The sequence below is a fragment of the Novosphingobium sp. 11B genome, assembly GCF_054589055.1.
Genome location: NZ_BAAILP010000253.1, coordinates 12,427 through 14,360 on the forward strand (window position 1 = coordinate 12,427; position 1,934 = coordinate 14,360).

Consider the following 1,934-nt stretch of genomic DNA (forward strand, 5'->3'; position numbering starts at 1 on the left):
GCCCGCCGCACGCACATGTTCGAGGTAGGAGATCGGCCAGCCCATCTCCATCCAGCCGCCGCCGGGATTGCCGTCGATGGTCAGCCGCGCCGCGCCTTCGTTCAGCACGAAGTTCGGCGCGGCCGGGAGCGGGAAGACCCCGAAGACATCCCCCTCCACCCGCGTGGCGCGGCCCAGTTCGTCGACGATGTCGCACTGGAACGCGGTCTGGTCGAGGCGGCTGTCGCCCTGCCAGTCGACGTCGAGAGTGGCGATCTCCGCCATGACCGCGTCCTTGTAGACGTAGCCGCGCACCTGACGGCGACCGAGGGCGTAGAACTCCCAGAAGTGCACCGAAAAGGCGTCGCCCGACTGGCCCTGAAACCAGCGGTAATAATGCAGCGCATCCCAGTCGCGCCGCCCCCAGCTGTGGTCGCGGTGGCCACTGCCGGTAAAGTCGATGGTCCGTGTCCCGATGCGCAACGTGCCGGAGACGCGGCCGCTCTGCTCGATGCGGTCGTCGGCGGCGTAGGAGGGGCAGCCGTCCTTGTGCGTTGAGTAGGCATAAGGCGGATGGAACGCCTCGTACGTGAAGGCGATCTCCGCCTCCTCGCTGCGCCACGATATTTCCGCGCGGTTGAAGCTGAGGTCCTGGCGCATGGTGAAGTCGTCGATCCGCCAGTCGTCGAAGCCCATGGTATCGGGCACCTTGCGGTCGGGCAGGCGCACCGCGATCGGCGCACGGCCGAGGCCCCTGCCCCAGATGCCCATGGCCGCGCCCGCCATGCCGTCCTTGTCCACCCAGGTATAAGTGAACAAGGCGATCTCGTGCTCGGGCAGGACGACACAATAGGGGATGGATTCGCGCATCAACGGCAAGTCAGGCAGCGCGTGCCGACCATCATGCACGGGGTCGATGGCCATTGCCGGCCGGGCGAGTGCTGCGGGATCGAATGCCATCAGTCTTCTCCGTTACCCGCCCAGGGGAAGCGGAAACCGCATTCGCCAAGGCCATACCCCTTGGTGCCGTCGGCAAGGGTATATTCCATCATGTGCTCGGTCAGCGCGAAAGTATCGAGCGGGAAGGTCCAGCAGTAGAGCCGCCGCGCGGTGAAGGCGTGAACATCTCCGTCCGCATCGGTGACGCGCCAATCCATGCCCTTCAGCGTCATGCCGTCGGCTTCGTAGATGTTGCGATCCTCGATCGCGGTCACGCCGATCCACTTGCCGCCCTTGCCCACCATCTTGATGTAGGCGTCGTCGCCGTTGGTGGAGATGCCGTGTGTCGAGACGATCGACAGACCGTTATCGAAGATCGGCCAGGCAAGGCGGTAATGGCGCAGGAAGTCCCAGTTGCGCGGGCCCACGGCGATATCGCGGAAGCCCTTGCCGTCGATCGCGATCGTCTCGCCGTCTGCCAGCGTGATCGTGCCGGTGACGCGGCAGGTGCCCTCCATGTGGATATGGGCGATCTCCTTGGCGAAAGCGTCCTCCGCCCCGGCATCGCTGAGGTGGATCGCATCCTGCATCGGCAGGATCGCGTCCCAGGTCAGATCGACCTTGAAGTCCCGTTCATCGAAAGTGATGTGCGCCTTCGACAGCGGCTCGATCGAGCGCAGCCGCATCCCGGCGACTTCCAGCCCGTCTCCCAGCCCCAGCCGGGTGGCGGCGTAGGGCAAGTTCATGTTGGTGCGGTTGAACAGCGGCTTGCCGTCCCGGAAGAACACGAACCAGCTGTTCGTCTCGCCCAGATTCTCGAGGATGCCGACGCGGATGAAGCAGCCGATGCGCTGCGCCGGATCGTAGAAGTTGAAGTAGACGCTCTGGTTCCAGCGCGGGTGATCGTTGGCCTGCCAGTAGTCCTCGGGACTCTTCTCGACGGTCAATTGTCCTCTCCTCTTGTCGTTGTACCCGGTTTTGGGGCGGTTGATCCGGCCGCACCGGATCAACCGCCC

The 1,934-nt window shown here is 64.8% G+C and carries 2 protein-coding genes; both read right to left on the bottom strand.

Annotation, left to right across the window (positions count from 1 at the left end):
- Positions 1 to 939, bottom strand: a 939-nt coding sequence (locus ACYPYD_RS22540) for a DUF7064 domain-containing protein (protein ID WP_459665648.1), incomplete at its 3' end; no start/stop codon positions are given.
- Positions 939 to 1,865 carry a DUF7064 domain-containing protein gene (locus tag ACYPYD_RS22545; RefSeq protein ID WP_036529633.1) on the bottom strand — a complete coding sequence of 309 codons (927 nt, stop codon included), beginning with the start codon at positions 1,863 to 1,865 and terminating at the stop codon, positions 939 to 941. The genes ACYPYD_RS22540 and ACYPYD_RS22545, both read right to left, overlap by 1 nt.
- Positions 1,866 to 1,934: the final 69 nt, after the last annotated feature.